The organism is Mucilaginibacter gracilis (assembly GCF_003633615.1).
Classification (GTDB): domain Bacteria; phylum Bacteroidota; class Bacteroidia; order Sphingobacteriales; family Sphingobacteriaceae; genus Mucilaginibacter; species Mucilaginibacter gracilis.
The window spans coordinates 2012345-2034329 of the sequence record NZ_RBKU01000001.1 but is presented as its reverse complement, the minus strand read 5'-3'; the positions used below and the strand labels follow the sequence as shown (position 1 = coordinate 2034329).

Genomic DNA, 21985 nt, shown 5'->3' with positions numbered 1-21985 from the left:
AATTTATGCAACAGATCCGATAACTTTTAAAAAGTTGCCAAATCTAAATTCGCGGTAATTGTGTAATATTGCCTATCCAAATTACAAAGCAATGCTCAAATCTCTCGAAATTATATTAAAACCCCGCCTCAAGGTATTAGAAATTTTAGAACCATTAACCATTGAACAGTTAAACCATATTCCTACAGGTTTTAAAAACAACATAATATGGAACCTTGGCCATATGGTGGCCGCCCAACAAGGTATTTGCTACAAACGTGCAGGCCAGGATACAATTATAACCGATGAGTTTTTTAACAACTACAAGCCCGGTTCGAAACCCGAAAGGTTTTTTGATATGGCCGAATTTGATGAAATAAAACACCTTTTTACCTCAACACTAACACAACTGGAAGCACACCTGCAAACCGATATGTTTGCCAACTACCCAAGCTGGACAACCCGTTACGGTGTTACCCTAAACAACGTTACCGAAGCAGTGGCCTTTTTACCCTTTCACGAAGGTTTACATATTGGCACCGCTGTGGCTATGAGTAAGATTGTTTAATCAAAAACAGGTGATTCCGAAAGATACAGAGCTTTGCCAACTTTTAAAAAGTTGGCAAAGCTAAAAGCTCATTCCATAAAAAAACCCGGATAAACCGGGTCTTCATATTTTACTACCTTTTTAGGGGTCTGTGGGACTATACACCCAACAACAACCTTGCGGGATCTTCTAATAATTGCTTTACACGTACCAGGAAACTTACCGATTCGCGGCCATCAATAATGCGGTGATCGTATGATAGTGCGAGGTACATCATGGGGCGGATAACTACTTGGCCGTTTACTGCTACGGGGCGCTCAATAATATTGTGCATACCTAATATGGCAGATTGCGGCGAATTAATGATTGGGGTAGACATCATGGAACCAAATATACCACCATTGGTAATGGTAAATGTTCCGCCTGTCATATCCTCAATAGTTAATTTACCATCGCGGGCCTTACCGGCTAAAGCAACAACGGCCTTTTCAATTTCGGCAAGGCTCATATCGCCCGCATTGCGGATGATAGGAACTACCAAACCCTTAGGTGCCGAAACGGCTATTGATATATCTGCAAATTGGCTGTAAACAATTTCGTCGCCATCTATACGGGCACCTACTGCAGGCCAATCTTTAAGGGCCTCGCAAACAGCTTTGGTAAAAAACGACATAAAGCCTAAGCCTACGCCATGTTTTTCTTTAAACTTATCTTTGTATTTGCTGCGCAGTTCCATTATTGGGGCCATATCAACCTCGTTAAAGGTAGTTAACATGGCGGTTTCCTGTTTAACGGCAACCAGGCGCTTGGCTATAGTTTTACGCAACGAAGTCATTTTTTCGCGACGCTCAACTCTTGAGCCCACAGGTGCGGCAGGTTGTGCTGCTGGTGCGGGCTTAGCGCTAACGGCTTCCGGCTTAGGGCTTGCCTTCTGGGCGTTAAGCGCGTCTTCTTTGGTAATCCGGCCATCTACACCGGTACCGTTTACGCCTTTGGCATCAATGCCTTTTTCGGCTAATATTTTACCGGCTGCCGGTGATGGCGTGCCCGATGCATAAGTATTTTTATCGGCGGCTACCACTTGTGTAGCAGGCGTGCTTGCAGCGGCTGCTGCAACAGGTGCAGGTGCCGGGGCAGAAGCACCGCCACCGCTAATGCTGCAAACTACAGCACCAATTGGCAACACATCGCCTTCTTTGGCTATGGTTTTTAAGGTTCCGGCTTGCTCGGCGGTAAGCTCGAATGTGGCCTTGTCCGATTCTAATTCGGCAATAGCCTCATCCATCGCAACAGTGTCGCCATCCTTTTTTATCCAGCGCGATAAAGTTACTTCGGTGATAGATTCGCCAACAGGCGGAACTTTTACGTCAATCGCTTTTGCTTCAGATGCTGCCGGAGCTGGTGCTGCAACAGGTGCTGTTTTTTCTTCAACGGGTGCTGCTGGTGCTGCACTTGCTGCAACAGCTTGTGTTGCTGCTGCCGGTGCGCCTGCTTCTTCAATTGAGCATACTACACCACCTACGGGTATAACATCACCTTCTTTAGCAATAGTTTTTAAAATTCCGGCTTTTTCGGCAGTTAACTCAAATGTGGCTTTATCTGATTCTAATTCGGCAATCACTTCATCCATTTCAACCGTGTCGCCATCTTTTTTTAACCATTGCGACAAAGTAACTTCGGTAATTGATTCGCCTACCGGCGGAACCTTGATTTCTAAACTCATAATATTATTTAGTGTAACGTATTAATCGGCACTTGTTGTGGCCATTTTTTCGGCGGTCTTTTTAATCGATTCTTTTACCTCTTCTCCGGCAGGGGCACTAAAAGCCTTACTCACAATATACAACTGTTGCGATGTATGTTGTTTAGCATAACCGGTGGCAGTACTGCTGCTTTCCTTGCGCGAAATAACTTCAAGTTGTAACTCGCTTTTGCGGAACTTGCGGCACATATACGGCCATGCACCCATATTCTCGGGTTCTTCCTGCACCCAGAAAAATTCGGTGGCATTTACATATTTGGTTTTCACCTTTTGCATGGCAACCATTGGCGTAGGGTACAATTGCTCAATACGTACAATGGCTACATCTTTACGTTTGTCGGTTTGCTGTTTCTCTAACAAATCGTAATATATTTTGCCCGAGCAAAACAGAACGCGTTTAACGCTCTTTTCGGTCACAAAGCTATCCTCAATCAATTCGCGAAACTTGCCTTGGGTAAACTCTTCCATCGGCGATACACATTGCGGGTTACGCAGCAAACTCTTTGGTGTAAACACAATTAATGGCTTACGAAACTCGCGGTGCAACTGGCGGCGCAACACGTGGAAAAAGTTTGCAGGTGTGCTACAGTTTACAACCTGGATATTGCTATCGGCGCAAAGCTCCATAAAACGCTCAATACGGGCCGACGAATGCTCGGGACCCTGCCCCTCGTAACCGTGTGGTAATAACATTACCAAACCATTGCCACGTTGCCATTTGGTTTCGGCACTGGCTATGTATTGGTCAACTATAATTTGGGCGCCGTTATAAAAGTCGCCAAATTGCGCTTCCCAAATGGTTAATGCATTAGGGTCTGCCAAAGCGTAGCCATATTCAAAACCTAAAACACCATACTCTGATAGCAGCGAGTTGTAAACATCAAATTTAGCTTCGGTACCCAAAGTATTTAAGGGTGTATATTCCTCTTCCGAGTCTTCGAGCGTTAAAACAGCATGCCGGTGAGAAAACGTACCACGCTTAACATCCTCGCCGCTTAGGCGCACGCGGTGGTTTTCTTTCAGTAAACTTCCATAAGCAATTAACTCGCCCATGGCCCAATCAAAAACCTTGGTTTTTTTAACCATATTGCTACGGTCTTCAAAAAGTTTCTCTATTTTTTTAAAAAAATCTTTATCCTTTGGCAAAGTGGTTAACCCTTTTCCAATAGCCATAAATTCATCTTCGGATATCGAAGTATCAGGCGATGCATTCAATTCCTTTTCGTTGGCTATGTGTAAACCCTGCCACGCACCGCTATACATGGGCTTGCTTTCGGTAAACCGGTCTTCGGCCTTACTTTCGTCAAGCATGGTTTGCAGTTGCGCTTTAAAAGCCTTTTCTATTTCGGCAGCATAAGTTGCACCAACGCTTCCGTTTGCAATCAGTTTCTGGTTGTAAATATCACGCGGGTTAGCGTGCGATTCTATAGCTTTATACAGCAGCGGCTGGGTAAACTTAGGCTCATCGGCCTCGTTGTGCCCGTAGCGGCGGTAGCATAAAATATCAATAAATACATCTTCGTGAAAAGTTTGGCGGTATTCCATCGCCAAATTTATGGCGTAAGCCAAAGCTTCGGCATCATCTCCGTTTACGTGCAATACCGGCGATAACACAGTTTTGGCAACATCGGTACAATAGGTACTTGAGCGCGCATCTTTTGTGTTGGTTGTAAAACCTATTTGGTTGTTAATAACCAAATGGATTGTACCACCCGTGCGGTAGCCATCCAGTTTCGACATTTGCAAAACCTCGTAAACAATACCCTGGCCGGCAACTGCCGCATCGCCGTGTATTAATATAGGTGCAATTTTTTTATAATCGCCCTCGTATTTAAAATCAATTTTCGATCGTACCAAACCTTCAACAATAGGGTTTACAGTTTCCAGGTGCGATGGGTTGGGGCAAAGGCTCAGGTGAACTTTTTTGCCGTTAGTAGTTTCAATATCGTTTGAGTAACCAAGGTGGTATTTTACGTCGCCACCAAATGACGAATCGGCATCGTAGCTTTTACCCTGAAACTCCGAGAAAACCTCTTTGTACGATTTTTTCATGATGTTCACCAGCACGTTTAAACGTCCGCGGTGAGCCATACCAATCACAAATTCTTCGAGGCCCAAATCGGCACCTTTTTCAATAACCGAATCAAGAGCCGGTATCAAAGCCTCCGCGCCTTCTAACGAAAAACGCTTTTGGCCTAAAAACTTAGTACCTAAAAAGTTTTCGAATACAACGGCCTGGTTTAATTTATTGAGGATACGCTTTTTTTCGTCGGTAGAAAAAGTTGGCATATTGCGCACCTTTTCCATCCTATCCTCAAACCACTTCATTTTTATCGGGTTCCTAATGTAGCGGTACTCGGCACCAATAGCCTGGCAATAGGTTTGCTCAAGCATATCGTGTATATCACGCAGTTTGGCGGCTCCTAAACCAACTTCGGTTCCGGCGTTAAACACGGTATCAAGGTCGGCATCGCTCAGGCCAAAAGTTTCAAGCTCCTTACCTGGGAAATACTTGCGGCGCTCCCTAACCGGGTTGGTTTGGGTAAACAAATGACCACGGGCACGGTAGCCGTTAATCATATTGAGCACGTTAATTTCTTTTAAAATATGGTCGGGAGTGGCAGTGGTTGTAGCCTGGGTTGCGGCCCCGCTAACAGAAGCCCCTTGCGCGTTTTGACCAAAATCAAAGCCTTCAAAAAACTTTTGCCACCCGTAATCAACAGATTCAGGGTCTTGTTTGTAAGCTTCGTGAAGTGAGTCGATATAGGCTGCGTTGTCGATATTTAGATAACTGAGACGATCCATGAAAATATAAATCAGTAAAACACTGCAAAATTAAAACATAAAAGCCACAAAAAGGAAATATCTTTAATTAAAGTGAATTGTTTTTACGCAAACGATGCCGGGGGAAAAGAATCAAGATGCGAGATGCAGAAATCAAGATGAGAATTACCTGCTTTTTGGGTAGTACGTTAACACACAAACACCTACTCAGGCTTTACTCGTGATGGAAGGTTTTGTGCAGATACGCTTTAACATGCGAAACCCCTTCGATAGCCAGGGCTATCAAACCAATAATTAAGGTATATTCTTCAAAGGAGTTCACAAGTTGGTTTGGTTATACAAATATATAACTGTTTTGCTATTTAAATATTGTTTTAAATGCCTAATATTTATAGTGTACTATTCACCAAAGCATTTCTCATAAATTTAGTAGCCCTTTTGCATTGCTTTAATTTACTTTTTTACTTTTGGGTAGTTAACTACCTGTTTAAATGAAAACAAAAATACATTTGGTTGCTGTGTGCTTTGTAATGTGCTTGTTACCCTACTTTATAACCCAAGCTCAACCAAAAAACACAGAAGCGGCTACTTCAACCCTACCCGATAGGCAATATTGGCTTAACCAGTTAGATAAAATGGTTAAACCGGTTTTAATGAGCCTTGCCCACGACAGCTTAAAAATAGTAATGCCCCAAATAGTATCTAAACATACAGATAACCGCGAAACCCGTTTAAAAGTAATGTATGTTGAAGTATTGGGCCGCGTATTAAGCGGCATAGCACCCTGGCTGCAACTGGAAGGCGGCCAGGCTAAAGAAGTGGCACTAAGGCAACAATACCGAAAATGGGCTATAGAGGGCTTAACCCATGCGCTGGACAGCAACTCGCGCGATTTTATGCGCTTTGATATTAGCGGCCAGCAACTGGTTGATGCTGCCTATATTTCGGATGCATTCATTCGCGCGCCATGGCTTTGGCAGCACCTGGGTAAAAACGAGCAGCGTTTATTAGTTAACTCTATTAAAGTAACACGGCAATTTAGGCCGCCTTTTTCTAATTGGTTATTGTTTTCGGCCATGAACGAGGCCTTTTTATGCAATTTTGGTTTTGATTACGATGTGGTACGTATTGATTATGCCATACGCCAATTAGAACAATGGTACGCCGGCGATGGCATGTACACCGATGGCGAATACTTTGCCTACGACTACTATAACAGCTACGTTATACACCCTTTTTTAACTACCGTGGTTGATGTTATAGGTAAAAAAACCAACGCTTATCAAACCATTGCCGAGAAAATTAAAAAACGTAACGAGCGGTATGCTATTATACAGGAGCGGTTAATTAATACCGATGGCACTTACCCGGCAACGGGCCGTTCTATAGTTTACCGCGGTGCGGCATTTCATCACCTTGCCGATATGGCCTGGCGTAAAGCATTGCCCCAGGCACTAAGTGCAGCACAGGTGCGCTGCGCACTCACCGCAGTAATACGTAAAACGCTGCAAAGCCCCACTACTTATTTAAACGGCTGGCTAACCATTGGCCTTTACGGCTCGCAGCCAGACCTGGCCGACTTTTACAATAACCAGGGGAGTTTATACATATGCACCAATATTTTTTTACCATTGGGATTGCCCGATAGTGATGCCTTTTGGGCAGATGCACCACAAAAATGGAGTTCGCAAAAAATATGGGGTGGCGAAAACTTTTTGAACGACCACAGCGAAGATATAAGGTAACTTGTATTTAACCGCCCAGGGGCTACAAATTTAGGTTGATACTGTGGCACCCCTGTCGTTTACAGATGGCCAAACCGGGTCGATAATTAATTGGGGATAATCAACCCCCAGCTCCAATTTATAGGCGTTTAGCTCGTTAGGGGTTAAAAAAAATGGCGTTTGCACCAATTTGGCAGGTATAAGCGCCAAGGCAGGTATCCAGGTTTTAACATACTCGCCTTTAGGGTCGTACTCGGCGGCCTGCTTAATCACATTCAGGTGGCGGTTCTCGCGCGGGTCGTTACCAACGCCGGCTACATAGGCCCAGTTGCCCCAGTTACTTGCCGGCGAGTAATCAATCAGTTTTTCTTCAAAATAAGCGGCCCCTCTTGTCCAGTTCACCTTTAAATCTTTCACCAAAAAGCTGGCCACGTTTTGGCGGCCACGGTTGCTCATAAAGCCGGTGGCATTTAATTCGCGCATGTTGGCATCAATAAAAGGTACACCGGTTTCGCCAGCTTTCCATTTTTCAAAAAGTTCATTTTGGTCGGGCGCTATTTCCGGAGCTTCACCCTTAAAGCCACCAACTTTAAAAAACTGGTTGCCGTATTTTTTAAACATAAACCTAAAATAATCGCGCCAAAGCAATTCAAAAACAAGCCAGTAGGTCGAGTCGTTTGCACCCCTGTCGTGCTCATAACGCTTAACTTCCCAGTAAACCTGCCGCACACTAAGGCAGCCTACCGATAGCCAGGGCGAAAATTTTGACGAATACCCCGCCCCCAGCAAACCATTTCGGGTTTGTTTGTAAGTTTTAAGTCTGTCGGTATCCCAAAAGTATTGTTGCAGGTGTTTTAACGCTTCGGTTTCGCCGCCTTTAAAACGCATAACGGCCCGGCAATCGTCAACAGGTTCTTCAAAACCCAATTGTTGCAGTGTTGGCAGTTCGCCAGCATCATCAATTGCGGGTATGCTTATGGCACCGGGTGTTTCAAAGCTGTTACGTATATTACTGTCGCGCTCCACCTTTTTACGAAACGTGGTAAAAACATCCGGAATATCCTTTATCGGGAACGGCAAATCTTCTTTGTGGTAAAAAGTATGGCCTATAAAATGTTTAAGGTTAAGTTTGTTTTTCCAGAGGGCGGCTTCAACTTTTGATGATATGTTGGTTTCTTCAAAAGCAACTTCGCGGTGGTGGTAAACTTCGGTTACCTGGTATTGCCCGGCAAGCTGGGTTATTATATCTACCGGGTTGCCGGTGCGTATAATTAACTCGGCCCCATGCTCGCGCAGGGTTTGGCGCAAATCGGCAACAGCCTCCAGTAAAAAACGGGCCCTAAAATTGCCGGTTTTTAGTGTGCCGTAATGCGTGGCTTTAAAATAAAACGGATCAAAACAATACACCGGCAAAATTTTATCGGCCTTGCGTATAGCCTCCAATAAGATTTCGTTATCGTGTATGCGAAGATCGTTCCTAAACCAAACCAGTATTATTTTTTCGCTCATGCTTAAATTACAACCGAAGATACCCTTAAAAAAGGGTCGCACGTAAAATTGCGAATTTTTTATTTTTTATGCACACTGCTTTGCATTATTTGACATCCTTTAAACATTTCGCCCTGTTTTTGCGAGTATTAGTGCCCAACATTGTTTTATAACACCCGGCTGACAAAATTAAGCGCCCCAACTAGCATAAAGCTTTAAGGTTAACGTTATACTTGCAAACTGTTTCTCAGCAGCTTACCGCCAACCATTAATCATTAAAATAACATGAGCACCAAAAACACAAAAAAAATGGTTACTAAACAAAGCATCCAAAACGCCTATATCGACTATGTTTTAACCGAGGGCGAACAACCCAAATCTGTTTACATATTTGCCCGTAACAATGAAATGGAAGAACAGGAGTTTTACCAGTTTTTTGGATCGTTTGATAGCATTGAGCAAAGCGTGTGGACAGATATGGGCGCTAAAACCATTGCCGAAATTAAAACACAGGAAGTTTGGGCGCAATATTCATCGCGCGAAAAGGCTTTATCGTTTTTTTACAGCTTTTTTGAACTTGCTAAAAGCACCCGCAGTTTTGCCAATTACAGTGCAAAAAAAATAAGTAAAGGTTTTTCAACCCCAAAAGTATGGCAGGGCCTTAAAAATGAGTTTGAAGCTTTTGCCGCAGCAATTTTACAGGATGGCATTGAAAGTGGCGAACTAACCGATCGTAAATTTTTTGCCGATAAGTATAAAGATGCCCTTTGGCTTCAATTTGTATTTGTGCTTAACTTTTGGCTCAACGATATATCGGCCGGGTTTGAAAAAACCGACGAAGCCATAGAGAAAGGCGTAAATGTAACGTTCGATCTTTTCCAACGCTCCCCAATTGATAATTTGCTTGATTATGGCAAGTTTCTAGCTAAAAACGGGGTTAAAATGTAGTTAAGAGGTTGTTATTGGGGTATTGAGTTAATAAGTTTATTGAAGGTGATACTTCATCATAACTTATCGGCCTATTAACTAATTGCTTTTTAGCGATTAGTTAATAGCATTTTCCCTAATAACTATTAACTCAATAACACAACAACTATACACACTCAAATGAAAGAACAAAACAGCATACCAACCACCAAAGTACAGCGTTCGGCAAAGTTTGTTAGTACCGGGTTTAAAATTGGTGGTAACTATATTAAACACTATTCAAAAAAGCTGTTTAATCCCGAAATGAATAACGACGAGCTTAACCTGGATAACGCTTCGGATATTTACGAATCGTTAAGCGAGTTAAAAGGCAGTGCCTTAAAGGTTGCCCAGATGTTGAGCATGGATAAAAACCTGTTGCCTAAAGCTTATACCGATAAATTTTCGCTTTCGCAATACAACGCGCCGCCGCTTTCGGGGCCGCTTATTGTGCAAACCTTCAGGAAAATGTTTGGCAAAACGCCCGAACAGATTTACGATAAATTTGAATTACGATCAACCAACGCGGCCTCTATAGGCCAGGTACACCGTGCCGAACTGAATGGCAAAAAACTGGCGGTAAAAATTCAATACCCCGGCGTAGGCGATTCCATATCGAGCGATTTAAAGTTGGTTAAACCCTTTGCATTCCGCCTTTTGGGCATGAGCGAGCGCGAACTTGATGTTTACATGAACGAGGTTGAAGAACGCCTTGTTGAAGAAACCGATTACGAACTGGAAGTACGCCGCTCTATCGAGTTCTCCGAGGCTTGCGCGGGTTTAAACAATTTGGTTTTCCCGGAGTATTTTCCCCAATTATCCGGCAAACGGGTAATTACCATGAGTTGGATTGATGGCATGCACTTAAAAGAATTTTTGGCAACCAACCCATCGCAACAATTGCGCAACCAGATAGGCCAGGCCATGTGGGATTTTTACAACTTTCAACAACACGAATTACGCGCCGTACACGCCGACCCGCACCCCGGCAATTTTTTAATAACTCCCGAGGGCAAACTGGGCATTATTGATTTTGGCTGCATTAAAGAACTTCCGGATGACTTTTATTACCCCTTCTTCTCCACCACCTCAACCGACTTGCTGGAAAACAAAGAAGAAACCCTAAAAGCCTTCCGCCAGTTGGAAATGATAAACGCTAAAGATACGCCCCAGCAAATTGAGTTTTATTACACTCAGTATAAAGAGATGATAAGCCTGTTTGCCCAACCCTACATGACAGGCTCGTTCGACTTTGGCGAAAATGCCTTTTTTGATAACCTATACAGCTTTGGCGAAAAAATAGCCCGCATGCCCGAGTTTAAACAAGCCCGCGGCGTTAAACATTTTATATACGTTAACCGCACCAACTTTGGCCTCTACAATATTTTGCACGAACTAAAAGCTGAAGTAAAAACCGATACCTTTAAACCGCATGTGCTGTTGGAGTATTAATTTTTATTCTGTTAATGTTATACACTTGTGTATAGCATTAACAGAATAAAATAATTTAGATTCTGCCGCTCAAAAAAAGTAAAACAAGGTTATTAATGTTTTATGATGACGTTGTTTTTTGCCTAGGTTTAATACATCACAAACATATTTAAAACACCTTACACAATTCCGATGTTGCATTATATATGAAGGTGTTGATTACAGGTGCTAACGGATACATAGGCACGCGTTTGCTGCCGGTTTTGCTTGAAAAAGGTTATGATGTGGTATGCCTTGTGCGCGATAAGCGCCGGTTTAAAGAAAAAAGCGATTTTGGCGATAAAGTAACTATTATTACCGGCGACTTGCTTAAAGAAACCAGCATACAAGCCTTCCCTACAGATATTGATGCCGTTTATTACCTCGTTCACTCCATGACGGGGAATGCCGAGTTCTCGCAGCTCGAAGCACTTTCGGCACACAACTTTGTGCATGCGCTTGATAAAACCAACTGTAAACAAATTATTTTTTTAGGCGGTATTGCCAACGACGATAACCTATCCAAACACCTCCAGTCGCGCCAGCACGTTGAAGACATTTTGAGCGAAGCCAAAGCACCGCTCACTGTTTTAAGGGCCGCTATAGTTATCGGCTCGGGCAGTGCATCTTTCGAAATTATCCGCGATCTGGCCGAGAAACTCCCCGTGATGACGGCCCCGCGCTGGGTAAAAACCCGTTGCCAGCCCATAGCTATCCGCGATGTGCTAGGCTACCTTGAAGGCGTTTTGCTTAACCCAAAAACCTTTAACCAAACCTTTGATATTGGCGGGCCCAATATATTGAGCTTTAAAGAGATGCTGCTCACTTATGCCCGTGTGCGCAAACTCAAGCGCAAAATTATTATCCTACCCTTTTTATCTACCAAAATATCATCATACTGGCTATACTTTGTAACATCCACCAGTTATTCGCTGGCGCAAAGCCTGGTTGATAGCATGAAAAACGAAACCATTGTAAAAGACAACCGCATAAAAGATATTATCCCACGCAAGTGCCTAACTTATGAGGAAGCACTTAACCTGGCCTTTGTTAAAATAGAGCAAAACTCCATTGTATCCAGTTGGAAGGATGCCTTAAACCTGGGCTACCTGCAAACCGATTTTATGGACCAGATTAAGGTACCGCAAAATGGCACCGTGGAGTTTAAAGTTGATATTCCGTTTACCGAAAACAGCGATACCGTACTCAACAACATTTGGAGCATTGGCGGCAACCGCGGCTGGTATTATTGGGACTGGATATGGAACCTGCGCGGTTTTATTGATAAAATAGCGGGCGGCGTGGGCTCAAGGCGCGGGCGCACCAGCAACACCAATATTGCCCCCGGCGATGTGCTTGATTTTTGGCGCGTACTACTGGCTGATAAAAAAAACAAGCGCCTGCTGCTTTACGCCGAAATGAAACTGCCCGGCGAAGCCTGGCTTGAATTTAAAATTTGCGAACGAAACGGCCAAAACTATTTAAACGAAGTAGCAACATTTAGGCCCAATGGCTTATGGGGGCGGGCTTACTGGTATTTAATGTGGCCCTTTCACTTGTTTATTTTTAAGGGTATGGCAAACCAGCTCATTAATTTTACCGAAAAAGGCAAATTATCCTGATTATTTATTTGTGTTGTTAATAAAAAGAACCCTATCTTTAGCTAACCAACCAAAACATCTAAATTTAACGGAACAACCTGTGTGCAAATACAGAAAACTGTGATTTAATAATCACATAGGTTTTTCTTTTTTTTACGTTTTAATAATTTATTACGATGAAGAAGATCAGGAACATTCTCGAAAACAAAGGCCACCAGGTTTACTCCGTTACTCCCGAAACTTCGGTTTATGATGCCTTACAGATCATGATGGAAAAAAACATCAGTTCGCTGCTCATCATGGAAAATGAAATATTAGAAGGTATTTTTACCGAACGTGATTATGCCCGCAAATTGGTGTTAATGGGCCGGTCGTCAAAAGAAACCCGCATTGCCGATATTATGACGGCTAACCTGCTCACCATAACACCATCCGAAACCATAGATCATTGCATGGAAGTAATGAGTACTTATAAAATACGCCATTTACCGGTTATTGATAACAACAGGGTAACGGGCATGGTATCAATAGGCGATGTAGTTAAATTTATTATCGAAGATCAAAAACGAACCATCCAGCAATTAGAAAGTTACATAGCAAGCTAATTTGATTTTAAAGGCTGTTTAAAAACCGTTAAACGGGTGCCATTACCAGGTGTATTGATGTTTTTATTGTTCATCATTATTAGTGAATGAAATTTAAACAGGCTTTTAGGTTAATTAAGTAATTATTTGTGCGTGAGATTTTTGGGTTTATACCTGGCATAACACCGCCAAAGGTGCTATATTTAAAAAGCCGATATTTAAAACACGTTAAAAATGGATTAAACCCCATTTACCTGATATATTATTATTGATTAACCCTAAACATGAACCACATCTTGATAACCGGTGGTAGCGGCCTGCTGGGCCAAAAGCTAACCACCGAACTTTTAAACAGGGGCTACAGCGTTAGCCACCTCAGTAGGCACACGGGTACCCATCCCAATGTAAAAACCTTTTTGTGGGATGTAAAAAACAACATTATTGATGTAAACTGCATCCGGGGGGTAGATGTGATTATACACCTTGCCGGCGAAGGTATTGCTGATGGAAAATGGACCCATCAGCGAAAAAAAGATATTATCAACAGTCGTACAAAATCAATAGCACTGGTGTATAGTTTACTTAAAACTAAGCCGCACAAGGTTAAAAGTGTAATATCGGCATCGGGTGTGGGTTATTATGGCGATAGCGGCGATATTTTGGTAACCGAAGATAGCCAGCCCAGCAAAAGCTTTTTAGGCGAATGCTGCGTAAAATGGGAAAAAGCGGTTGACAAAGGCACCGAATTTGAATTGCGCATCGTAAAATTTCGTACCGGCGTTGTTTTAACTACTCAAGGTGGCGCACTGGCTAAAATGGCAGCACCCGTTAAATATGGGTTTGGAGCCGTTTTAGGCAGCGGCAAACAATGGGTACCGTGGATACATATTGAGGACGCCGTTAATATGTATATTTTGGCGGTAGAAAACGAAATGATTAAAGGCGTTTACAACATGGTTGCCCCGCTGCCGGTTACCAATTACCAGTTAACCCTGGCAATAGCCAAACAACTTGAAAGGCCGCTTTGGCTGCCCCACGTACCAGCTTTTGCGCTCAACCTGTTTTTAGGCGAAATGGCAGTACTTGTTTTAGGCAGTAACAAGGTAGCTGCTAATAAAATTGAAAAAGCAGGATTTACCTTTAAATATTTAACCGTAGAGGATGCCCTGGAAGAAATATATGGATAACCCGCAAAGCCAATGGATGCGTAAATAACACTCATCTCCAAAAAGGAAAGGGGTTGGCAAAAAAAATGCCAACCCCTTTTGTTTAAATTAAAACCCCCTTACTTGCTGTAAATTAAAGACGGATTTCTGTAATCTGCTGCTGTGTTGCTATACCAGTCAATGTAATTTACACCGCCGGATGTTGCCCATTCGGCAAAATGAGTAAATGCTTTACTAATGTCCGTTCCTTCTATAGGGTAGTTAAATGTTGTAGGTACACTAATGGCGTAAGGCAAACCTGTTTTGGTAACATAATACCTGCCTGCGGCTATATTGGTATTATCATCTAATGTTCCAAATACAGTTTGGTCGGCCAAAATGGTGGGTGTTTTACCAGCCAAATGCACTTCGCGGCGCGATGTACCAACCATGTTAACTATAAAGGGATTATAGTCTGTTCCAAAAGCACTTAAAGTTGGGCCGTTGGCAACATTAAAAGTTATATTATAGGTTTTTGAAGCACCTTGCGTTGCGCCGGGTACAGTATTCCAGGCCGACGTTTCCGACCGCATATTGGTGAACAATACCACAACGGCTTTATCCTGCCCGGCTTCTAATGTACCGCCTGTTAAGCCACTAACACTTGCAGTTGGTATCGGGAACTGAACGCTAAAGCCATTGCCATAGTTGCCACCCGTAGCCAGCAAAGTATAATAGCCAATAACCTGTACAACAACATTTTTTGCATTAGTTATTACATTATATTTTTGAAGCACTACCACATCATTCATATCAAAATCGCCTTTAGCGGGCCATTGATCTTCAAACGCAACGGTTGCCCCTGCGCCTTTTGTTGAGTAATTGTTAAATGCCTTGGTTGCATCGTTAGGGTAATCGTCAAGGTTATCGGCAACGCCATCGCCGTCGGCGTCTACAATTTGTGGGGCACCGGTTAAATCGCCGCCTTCAACAATATTGCTGTCCATGGTTACGGCAGCGGTAAGTGCAAAAAGCTTACCGGTAGTTGTTGCGCCGGTAGTCATGGTAATACTTGCAAGGGCCAGTATGTTACCGGTAAAATTGGTATAAGTACCAATAGTTGCCGATGAGCCTATTTGCCAAAACACATTTTTACCCTTACCACCGCTTTTCATTACTACCTTGGCGTAGCTTGCAGTTGTTAGTGTTGATCCTATCTGGAAGATGAATACCGCGTTAGGGTTGCTGCTATCATCTAAAGTAAGGGTAGCATTTAATTGTGCCGACGAGCTAAAAGTATAAATACCTGGCGATAGTGTAATCGCACCGGCTGTTTCGCCTAAAACTTTACCAGTAAGGTTGGTTGTAGTAAGGCTGGTTTGTGCTTTTAAATTTAAATATACATCGGTTGCGCTGGCTTGTGCCGGGCCCGCTATTGATGGTGCGCCCGAGTATTTAAGCCCGCTAAGTGTACCCGGTAAAAAACCGGTAATTGCTGTACCTGCGCTAACACCCATGTTACCTGTAACTATGGTGCCGCCTGTATTGGTAATTGTTGAACTACCCAATACTGCAAAACTTTGGGCAGCCGCAAACGATGGTGCTGTTTGGGCCATAGCTGTGCTAAAATTCACCGCACAAAAAAGCACGGCTATAAATAGTGATTTTGTTTTCATAAATAAATATTAAAAAATGCGAAAGTTTAAAAATTGCATGCAAACTTGCAGCAACCTAATAGTTAAAAAATAACAACTTCGCTTCCGCGATGCGCGGCTTTATAATCTGAAGGAGCTTGGATGATAACACGCAATGTGCTACCTAATGCAGAGGGAAAAGCTAAAAAAAAACGTGACCGGAAAATTTAAATACCAATTGAGGCAGTTACATTAGTAGTGCCAATTTGTACTTTTTGGATAATGTTTGTATTGTCGGGAGAGGTTTTAACAATATATACAGCCAAAATTTGATTGGATATATACAATTTACTGTTAAATGGTGATGTGGTAGTAGCAGCGCCTTTTGCAAGCAGGTTGCCACCATTGTTTGGGTCGGCGTCGTAAATAGAAACCAACGATGCTGTTGCCGGGAAACGGGTATCGGTAATATTGATGGTGAAACTGATGTTTCTGGAGCTTTCCCAGGTAAAACCGGTTGGCGCTTTAATTTCACTTGTAGACGTTACGGAGGCCGCAGGTGTGGCCCCTTCCGTTCCCTTTTTACAGGAAACCATAGCCAATGCCGAAAGCATTGCAATTGTTACTAAAATTTTTTTCATTTAAAAGAACGTCAATTGTGTTTAGGACAATTATACGTGAATGCATTAACAATAGTTGTACCTTAAATACAACTAATTACAAAACAGCACTTTAAAATAAAATAATTTTAAAACAAATCCCCTATTGAGGTGTATTGTGCCCGATAACGGCAAATTCCCGAAAGGGGATAGTGTAAATACCTTCATATTTAATCTAATTTTAAGCTTTACTGCACTTTCTTAAAATCGTAAGGTGTTATTTCAACCTCATCATCAACTTTAACCCGTACACCGGTTACGCGCCCGTTAGAGAAAGTAAAGGGGAACACTGCCTTGCCAAATACCGGATCGGAAAAGGTAACGTAAAAGCGGTTGCCGCCCAGGGCCTGCAAATGTGCATACATTTTGGGGTGATGCTCAAACCGCATTTGCAGGTCGTTGTTTTCGCCACCTTGCTCAATGGTCATGTAGCCATAAAGGTCGTTAAAATATTTACCTGTATAGGCAGATAGCGGTAACGAGGGGTGCAGATTAAGTGCTACCGAATCGCGGAGCTTTTTATCTTTAGCCTGCTCGGCGGCGGCATTATTTTTAAACCTGGTTAAGTAAACCTCGCTGTAATTACGGTAAGGCATTTTAAAATAGGCATCCATAATTTCCCAGCGTAAGGCATCAAAAAATAGGTTTTGGTCGGTATTGGTTAGTATAATAATGCCCAGGTGCTGGTCGGGCACCAGGGTAACCGATGTTACATAACCGTTAACGCCACCATCGTGCATTACAATGCGGTGCCCGGCATAATCCTGTAAAAAAAAGCCGAGGCCATACAGCTCTACACTTGTAGTGCCATTTAAATGCTGCACATCGCCCACAATATCCTGCGGCTGCCGGGTTGCAGCAATAGCTTCGGCGGCAATAACCTGCCTTGGGCCAACTTTGCCGTTGTTTAACTGCACCATTACCCACTTGCTTAAATCGGTAACAGACGAGCATATAGAAGCTGCCGGGGCCAAATTATCTAATTGGGCAAAGGGTATGGTAACCAGGCGGCCATCAACAAGGGTATGCGCAGCAGCCTTGTTGATTTGCATACCAAAATCTTTGGTAAGTGCCAAAGTACTGCCCATACCCAAAGGCGCAAAAATATTATCCTTAATGTATGCCTCCCACGATCGTTCGGTTACCCGGGTTATCACCTCCCCTGCGGTTAAAAAAGCCGCATTGGTATAACCCCATTTAGCGCGGAAAGGATATACAGCCTTAACATGTGCCATTTTTTCAATTACCTGCTCGCGGGTGAGGTTGCTGGTCCAATAAGTAAAATCGCCCTGAAAGGTTTGAAAACCCAGGCGGTGGCAAAGCAAATCGCGCAGGCGGGCATCGTCTCCGGCCAGTTTATTATCCAGTTTAAACGATGGTATGTATTTGGTTACCTTATCATCCAGCAAAAGCTTATGCTGTGCCTGTAACATAGTTAAGGCGGTAGCAGTAAAGGCCTTGGTGTTGCTGCCTATCATAAACAGGGTACCTTCGTCAACCTTGTTGTTAAGGCCAAGTTCTTTAACGCCGTAGCCTTTCATTAACACTATGCGGTCGTCTTTAATAATGCAAACGGCAGCGCCTGGTATGCGCCAGTTAGTTAAGGCGCGGTTAATATAAACATCAATACTATCTTTAATAAACCCGTTTCGGTTAATGTTTTGGGCAAAAATGTTACCTGTAGATAAAAATAAACTTATAATAGATAAAATTTTTGCAGCATTTTTCATTTTAGATGGGTATTTTTATACTCTGTATAACGTTAAAAACCGATATAGGTGTGCGCTTATATCATACACAAAGTAATAAATCAAATTAAATAATTTAACTGTATGACCAATAAATTTTACCAACTCAAAATTACATTATTAGTAGCTGTATTACTGTTATTTAAGTATAACGCAATATTGGCGCAGGGCAACGCCACACATTGGGCTGCCGATGGCTACCAGTATTTCGTAGCGCGCGGCGGCGAAATTATTGAGTTAGATACACGCGACGACGCAAAAAAAACTGTAATTGTGAGTGCCGGTATGCTTAAACCCGCCGGTAAACCGGCCATTGGGGTAAAACGCTTTGCCTTTAGCACCGACGGGAAAGAGGTGTTAATAAACACCAACACTAAACGGGTTTGGCGCTATGATACACGGGGCGATTACTGGGTTTACAACCTCGAAACTAAAACATTAACCCAATTGGGTAAAGCCAGGCCGGCTTCATCATTAATGTTTGCCAAACTATCGCCCGATGGTACCAGGGCTGCCTATGTAAGCGAGCACAATATTTATGTTGAAACTTTGAGCACCGGCGCTGTTAAACAGGTTACTACCGATGGTACAACAAAACTGATAAATGGCACTTTTGATTGGGTGTACGAAGAAGAATTTGATTGCCGGGATGGTTTTAGATGGTCGCCGGATAGTAAGGCTATAGCTTACTGGCAGATAGATGCCCGCAAAATTAAAAATTATTTGATGCTGAACACTACCGATTCTATCTATCCTTATGTAGTGCCGGTTGAATACCCGGTGGCAGGCCAGGACCCAAGCAGTTGCAAATTAGGCGTAGTTAGTGCTGATGGTGGCAATACAAGCTGGCTAAATGTTCCGGGCGATGCGGTGCAACATTACATCCCGAGGATGGAATGGGCAGCAAACTCCGACGCTGTTATTTTACAGCAATTGAACCGCGCACAAACCGAAAGTATTTTATATGTATGCAACTATAAAACAGGAGCGGCAACACCTATATTTAGTGAAAAAGACAACGCCTGGATAGATGTTAAGGAAGAGCCCATTGGCTGGAACTGGATAGAAAAAGGTAAAGCTTTTATTTGGGCCAGCGAGCAGGATGGCTGGCGACACTTATATAAGATAGCGTTAGACGGTAAAAAAACGCTGCTAACACAAGGCAACTACGATGTAATAAGCGTTAGCCTGATAGACGAAGCCGGAGGTTTAATTTACTTTATAGCCTCGCCGGATAACGCTACCCAAAAGTATTTGTATAAAGTTAAGCTAAGTGGTGGCATTCCGCAGCGTGTTACACCGATGGACGAACCGGGTACGCACGATTACGAAATATCAACCAACGGCAAAATAGCTATCCATAATTTTTCAAACAGTTATACTTCTCCTCTGGAAGAAAAGGTGAGCCTGCCCGACCACAAACATTTAAGCGGAGATGTAATTAAGGTTGATGCAGCCAACAAACCCAAAGGCTCGCCAGAGTTTTTCCGTGTAAAAACGGTTGATGGCATTGATATTGACGGCTGGATGGTAAAACCAACCAATTTTGACCCTGCAAAAAAATATCCCGTTGTGTTTTACACTTACGGCGAACCGGCATCGCAGGTAGTTACCGATACTTATGGCATAGGCAAAAACGGCATGTACCGTGGAGATATGGCCGCCGATGGCTATATTTATATGGCTGTTGATAACCGTGGCGCACCTTGCCCGCGTGGCCGCGAATGGCGCAAGGCTATTTACAAAAACATTGGTACGCTCAACATCCGCGACCAGGCAATGGCCGCCAAAGAGATATTGAAATGGCCTTTTATTGATAGCAGCCGCGTTGCCGTTTGGGGATGGAGCGGTGGAGGCTCGTCAACCCTAAACCTGATGTTCCAATACCCCGAAATTTACAAAACCGGTATTGCAGTAGCAGCAGTAGGCTGGCAATTATCATATGATAACATTTATCAGGAACGCTACATGGGTGTACCTACCGATGATGCCGGTCGCTCCTTTTTTATAAAAGGCTCGCCTGTAACCTACGCTAAAAACCTTAAAGGTAATTTGCTATACATACATGGCACCGGCGATGACAATGTGCATTACCAAAATGCCGAATTGTTAATTAACGAACTGATAAAGTACAACCGCCAGTTTCAACTCATGTCGTACCCTAACCGCTCGCACGGTATTTTTGAGGGAGCGGGCACCAGGCTGCATTTAGCAACCCTTTACACCCAATACCTGCGCGATCATTGCGCTCCCGGAGCCAAATAACAATGCATTAAGCACGGCCAATAAAAAAGCCTCCCGATTTTTTTAAATCAGGAGGCTTTTTTATTGGATTTAAAACTGGTTATACTTCAATAAGGCAAATTTTCGGCACCACCCATATGGTCTGGCTCAGATCGGGAATCGTCGTCCTCAAAATCTGTTTTGCGGCCCAGCAAGGTAAAATTCTCGGCCACAACTTCGGTAGTATATTTCTTTACCCCTTCCTTATCCTCGAAAGATCGGGTTCGTAACTTACCTTCAATGTACACCAGTTTACCTTTTTGTAAAAATTTAGCAGCAACATCTGCCAGCCCGCGCCACATTACAATATTGTGCCATTCAGTTTGCTCAACCTTTCGCCCATCTTTGTTAAACGTTTCCGACGTTGCCAACGGGAAACTCGCCACCGATACGCCGCCTTCAAGATAACGGATATCAGGGTTTTTACCTAAATGACCAACCAATATCACTTTGTTTATTCCAGACATATTTAATTAGGTGTAAATTTTATTTTAGAATTTAAAAAATTATTTAAAAATATAAAAATCATTTTGGGAAGCGCTAATTTATGTAAAATTTCTGCCTTTTTAAAAAACATTGTTGACTTCAAACTAATTTTATTTTCTTTTAAGTAAATAAAATAAAAACGGGCATAGATATGCTGATGGGTTAAAATATGTTTCTGAAGCGGAGATATGCTAATTATTTCCGGGATAATACCAAAGGTTGAAATAATATCGGCTGACGAAAACAATTGCTCCGCAGAGTATAATTCGGGCGTCTCAATCAAAGGCAAGTCGTACATATTTGCCCAAATATCATTATCCCCGCGTTTGTTTAACAAAACGGTGTCGCCCTCGGTTATTAAAAAATAATTAAAATATCGGTTTCTAATTTTAACTGTTTTTAGTTTTACGGGTAAACTACCAACTTTGTTGTGGTTAAAAGCAAAACAGGTTTCTAACAGGGGGCATATACCGCAATTTGGGCTTTTAGGTTTGCATTGCAATGCGCCAAACTCCATCATGGCCTGGTTATGAGTACCGGGTTGTTGCTTATTAAGCAACTCATCTGCCAGTTGCTGAAATAACTTTTTACCTGCTGTGCTGTTTATAGGTTCGGTAATGCCCATATAGCGGGCAATAACCCGGCTAACATTCCCATCAACAACCGCTTTAGCCTGGTTTGCCGCAAATGATGATATTGCTGCAGCGGTATACTGGCCAATGCCCTTTAACGCAATAAGCTCGTCATACCTATCCGGAAAAATGCCGTTATACTTTAGTTGCACCAATTGTGCCGTTTTAAGCATGTTGCGCCCACGCGAGTAATAGCCCAGGCCCTGCCATAGCTTTAATATCTCGTCTTCGGTAGCATTGGCAAAATGGGTAACGGTGGGGTATGCTTCTAAAAAGCGATAAAAATAAGGCATCCCCTGCTCAACCCTGGTTTGTTGTAAAATAATCTCCGACAGCCATATAACATACGGATCGGCTGTGTTTCTCCAGGGCAAATCGCGCCGGTTTTTATGGTACCATTGCACCACATTATCAGTAAAATTCATCTGATGCAAAAGTACATGCTTTTGCCTTATAGTGCTTTATAAAGTTTAATTGCCATAAAATCAAAAAT

General features: G+C 42.9%; 16 protein-coding genes. 8 read left to right on the top strand and 8 right to left on the bottom strand.

The genetic code is table 11. From position 1 onward, the window contains the following. Positions 1 to 91 precede the first annotated feature (91 nt). The gene (locus BDD43_RS08760) at positions 92 to 547 is read left to right on the top strand and encodes a DinB family protein (protein ID WP_121197323.1); all 456 of its coding nucleotides are present in this window, start codon (positions 92 to 94) and stop codon (positions 545 to 547) included. Positions 548 to 683: 136 nt separating this feature from the next. On the opposite strand, the gene odhB is transcribed toward BDD43_RS08760, so the two are convergent. Next, positions 684 to 2249, bottom strand: coding sequence for a 2-oxoglutarate dehydrogenase complex dihydrolipoyllysine-residue succinyltransferase (gene odhB / locus BDD43_RS08755; protein WP_121197322.1), 1566 nt, complete (start codon positions 2247 to 2249; stop codon positions 684 to 686). 21 nt (positions 2250 to 2270) lie between these two features. Further along, a complete protein-coding gene (locus BDD43_RS08750; protein ID WP_121197321.1) occupies positions 2271 to 5093 on the bottom strand; it encodes a 2-oxoglutarate dehydrogenase E1 component in 2823 nt (940 codons plus the stop codon). Between the two features lie 470 nt (positions 5094 to 5563). Between BDD43_RS08750 and BDD43_RS08745 the strand changes: the two genes are divergently transcribed. Beyond that, positions 5564 to 6817, top strand: a complete 1254-nt coding sequence (locus BDD43_RS08745) for a DUF2264 domain-containing protein (RefSeq protein WP_121197320.1) — start codon at positions 5564 to 5566, stop codon at positions 6815 to 6817. A gap of 30 nt (positions 6818 to 6847) precedes the next feature. On the opposite strand, the gene BDD43_RS08740 is transcribed toward BDD43_RS08745, so the two are convergent. Then, positions 6848 to 8305 carry a DASH family cryptochrome gene (locus tag BDD43_RS08740; RefSeq protein WP_121197319.1) on the bottom strand — a complete coding sequence of 486 codons (1458 nt, stop codon included), beginning with the start codon at positions 8303 to 8305 and terminating at the stop codon, positions 6848 to 6850. 264 nt (positions 8306 to 8569) lie between these two features. On the opposite strand from BDD43_RS08740, the gene BDD43_RS08735 reads away from it, so the two are divergent. The 5 genes from BDD43_RS08735 (at position 8570) to BDD43_RS08715 (ending at position 14092) form a co-directional block, all read left to right on the top strand. After that, positions 8570 to 9232: a TetR family transcriptional regulator C-terminal domain-containing protein gene (locus tag BDD43_RS08735; RefSeq protein WP_317128757.1), complete on the top strand. Its 663-nt coding sequence runs from the start codon at positions 8570 to 8572 to the stop codon at positions 9230 to 9232. Positions 9233 to 9391: 159 nt separating this feature from the next. Next, positions 9392 to 10702: an ABC1 kinase family protein gene (locus tag BDD43_RS08730; RefSeq protein ID WP_121197318.1), complete on the top strand. Its 1311-nt coding sequence runs from the start codon at positions 9392 to 9394 to the stop codon at positions 10700 to 10702. 185 nt (positions 10703 to 10887) lie between these two features. Further along, positions 10888 to 12342, top strand: a complete 1455-nt coding sequence (locus tag BDD43_RS08725) for an SDR family oxidoreductase (RefSeq protein WP_121197317.1) — start codon at positions 10888 to 10890, stop codon at positions 12340 to 12342. A 155-nt stretch (positions 12343 to 12497) separates the two neighbouring features. After that, positions 12498 to 12926: a CBS domain-containing protein gene (locus BDD43_RS08720; protein WP_121197316.1), complete on the top strand. Its 429-nt coding sequence runs from the start codon at positions 12498 to 12500 to the stop codon at positions 12924 to 12926. Between the two features lie 263 nt (positions 12927 to 13189). Further along, positions 13190 to 14092 carry a TIGR01777 family oxidoreductase gene (locus BDD43_RS08715; RefSeq protein ID WP_121197315.1) on the top strand — a complete coding sequence of 301 codons (903 nt, stop codon included), beginning with the start codon at positions 13190 to 13192 and terminating at the stop codon, positions 14090 to 14092. 98 nt (positions 14093 to 14190) lie between these two features. Here the strand turns inward: BDD43_RS08715 and BDD43_RS08710 are convergent, their stop codons facing one another. The 3 genes from BDD43_RS08710 to BDD43_RS08700 form a co-directional block, all read right to left on the bottom strand. Then, positions 14191 to 15726 (bottom strand): LruC domain-containing protein, encoded by a 1536-nt coding sequence (locus BDD43_RS08710; protein WP_121197314.1) that lies wholly within the window; start codon positions 15724 to 15726, stop codon positions 14191 to 14193. A gap of 185 nt (positions 15727 to 15911) precedes the next feature. After that, on the bottom strand, positions 15912 to 16325 hold the full coding sequence (locus BDD43_RS08705) for a hypothetical protein (protein ID WP_121197313.1): 414 nt from the start codon (positions 16323 to 16325) through the stop codon (positions 15912 to 15914). 206 nt (positions 16326 to 16531) lie between these two features. Then, positions 16532 to 18073 carry a serine hydrolase gene (locus BDD43_RS08700; protein ID WP_121197312.1) on the bottom strand — a complete coding sequence of 514 codons (1542 nt, stop codon included), beginning with the start codon at positions 18071 to 18073 and terminating at the stop codon, positions 16532 to 16534. Between the two features lie 102 nt (positions 18074 to 18175). Between BDD43_RS08700 and BDD43_RS08695 the strand changes: the two genes are divergently transcribed. After that, complete coding sequence (locus BDD43_RS08695; protein WP_121197311.1) at positions 18176 to 20356, top strand: S9 family peptidase; 2181 nt, start codon at positions 18176 to 18178, stop codon at positions 20354 to 20356. A gap of 86 nt (positions 20357 to 20442) precedes the next feature. On the opposite strand, the gene BDD43_RS08690 is transcribed toward BDD43_RS08695, so the two are convergent. After that, positions 20443 to 20841, bottom strand: coding sequence for a single-stranded DNA-binding protein (locus BDD43_RS08690; protein ID WP_121197310.1), 399 nt, complete (start codon positions 20839 to 20841; stop codon positions 20443 to 20445). Positions 20842 to 20843: 2 nt separating this feature from the next. Continuing rightward, a complete protein-coding gene (gene mutY / locus BDD43_RS08685) occupies positions 20844 to 21917 on the bottom strand; it encodes an A/G-specific adenine glycosylase (RefSeq protein WP_121197309.1) in 1074 nt (357 codons plus the stop codon). Positions 21918 to 21985 lie beyond the last annotated feature (68 nt).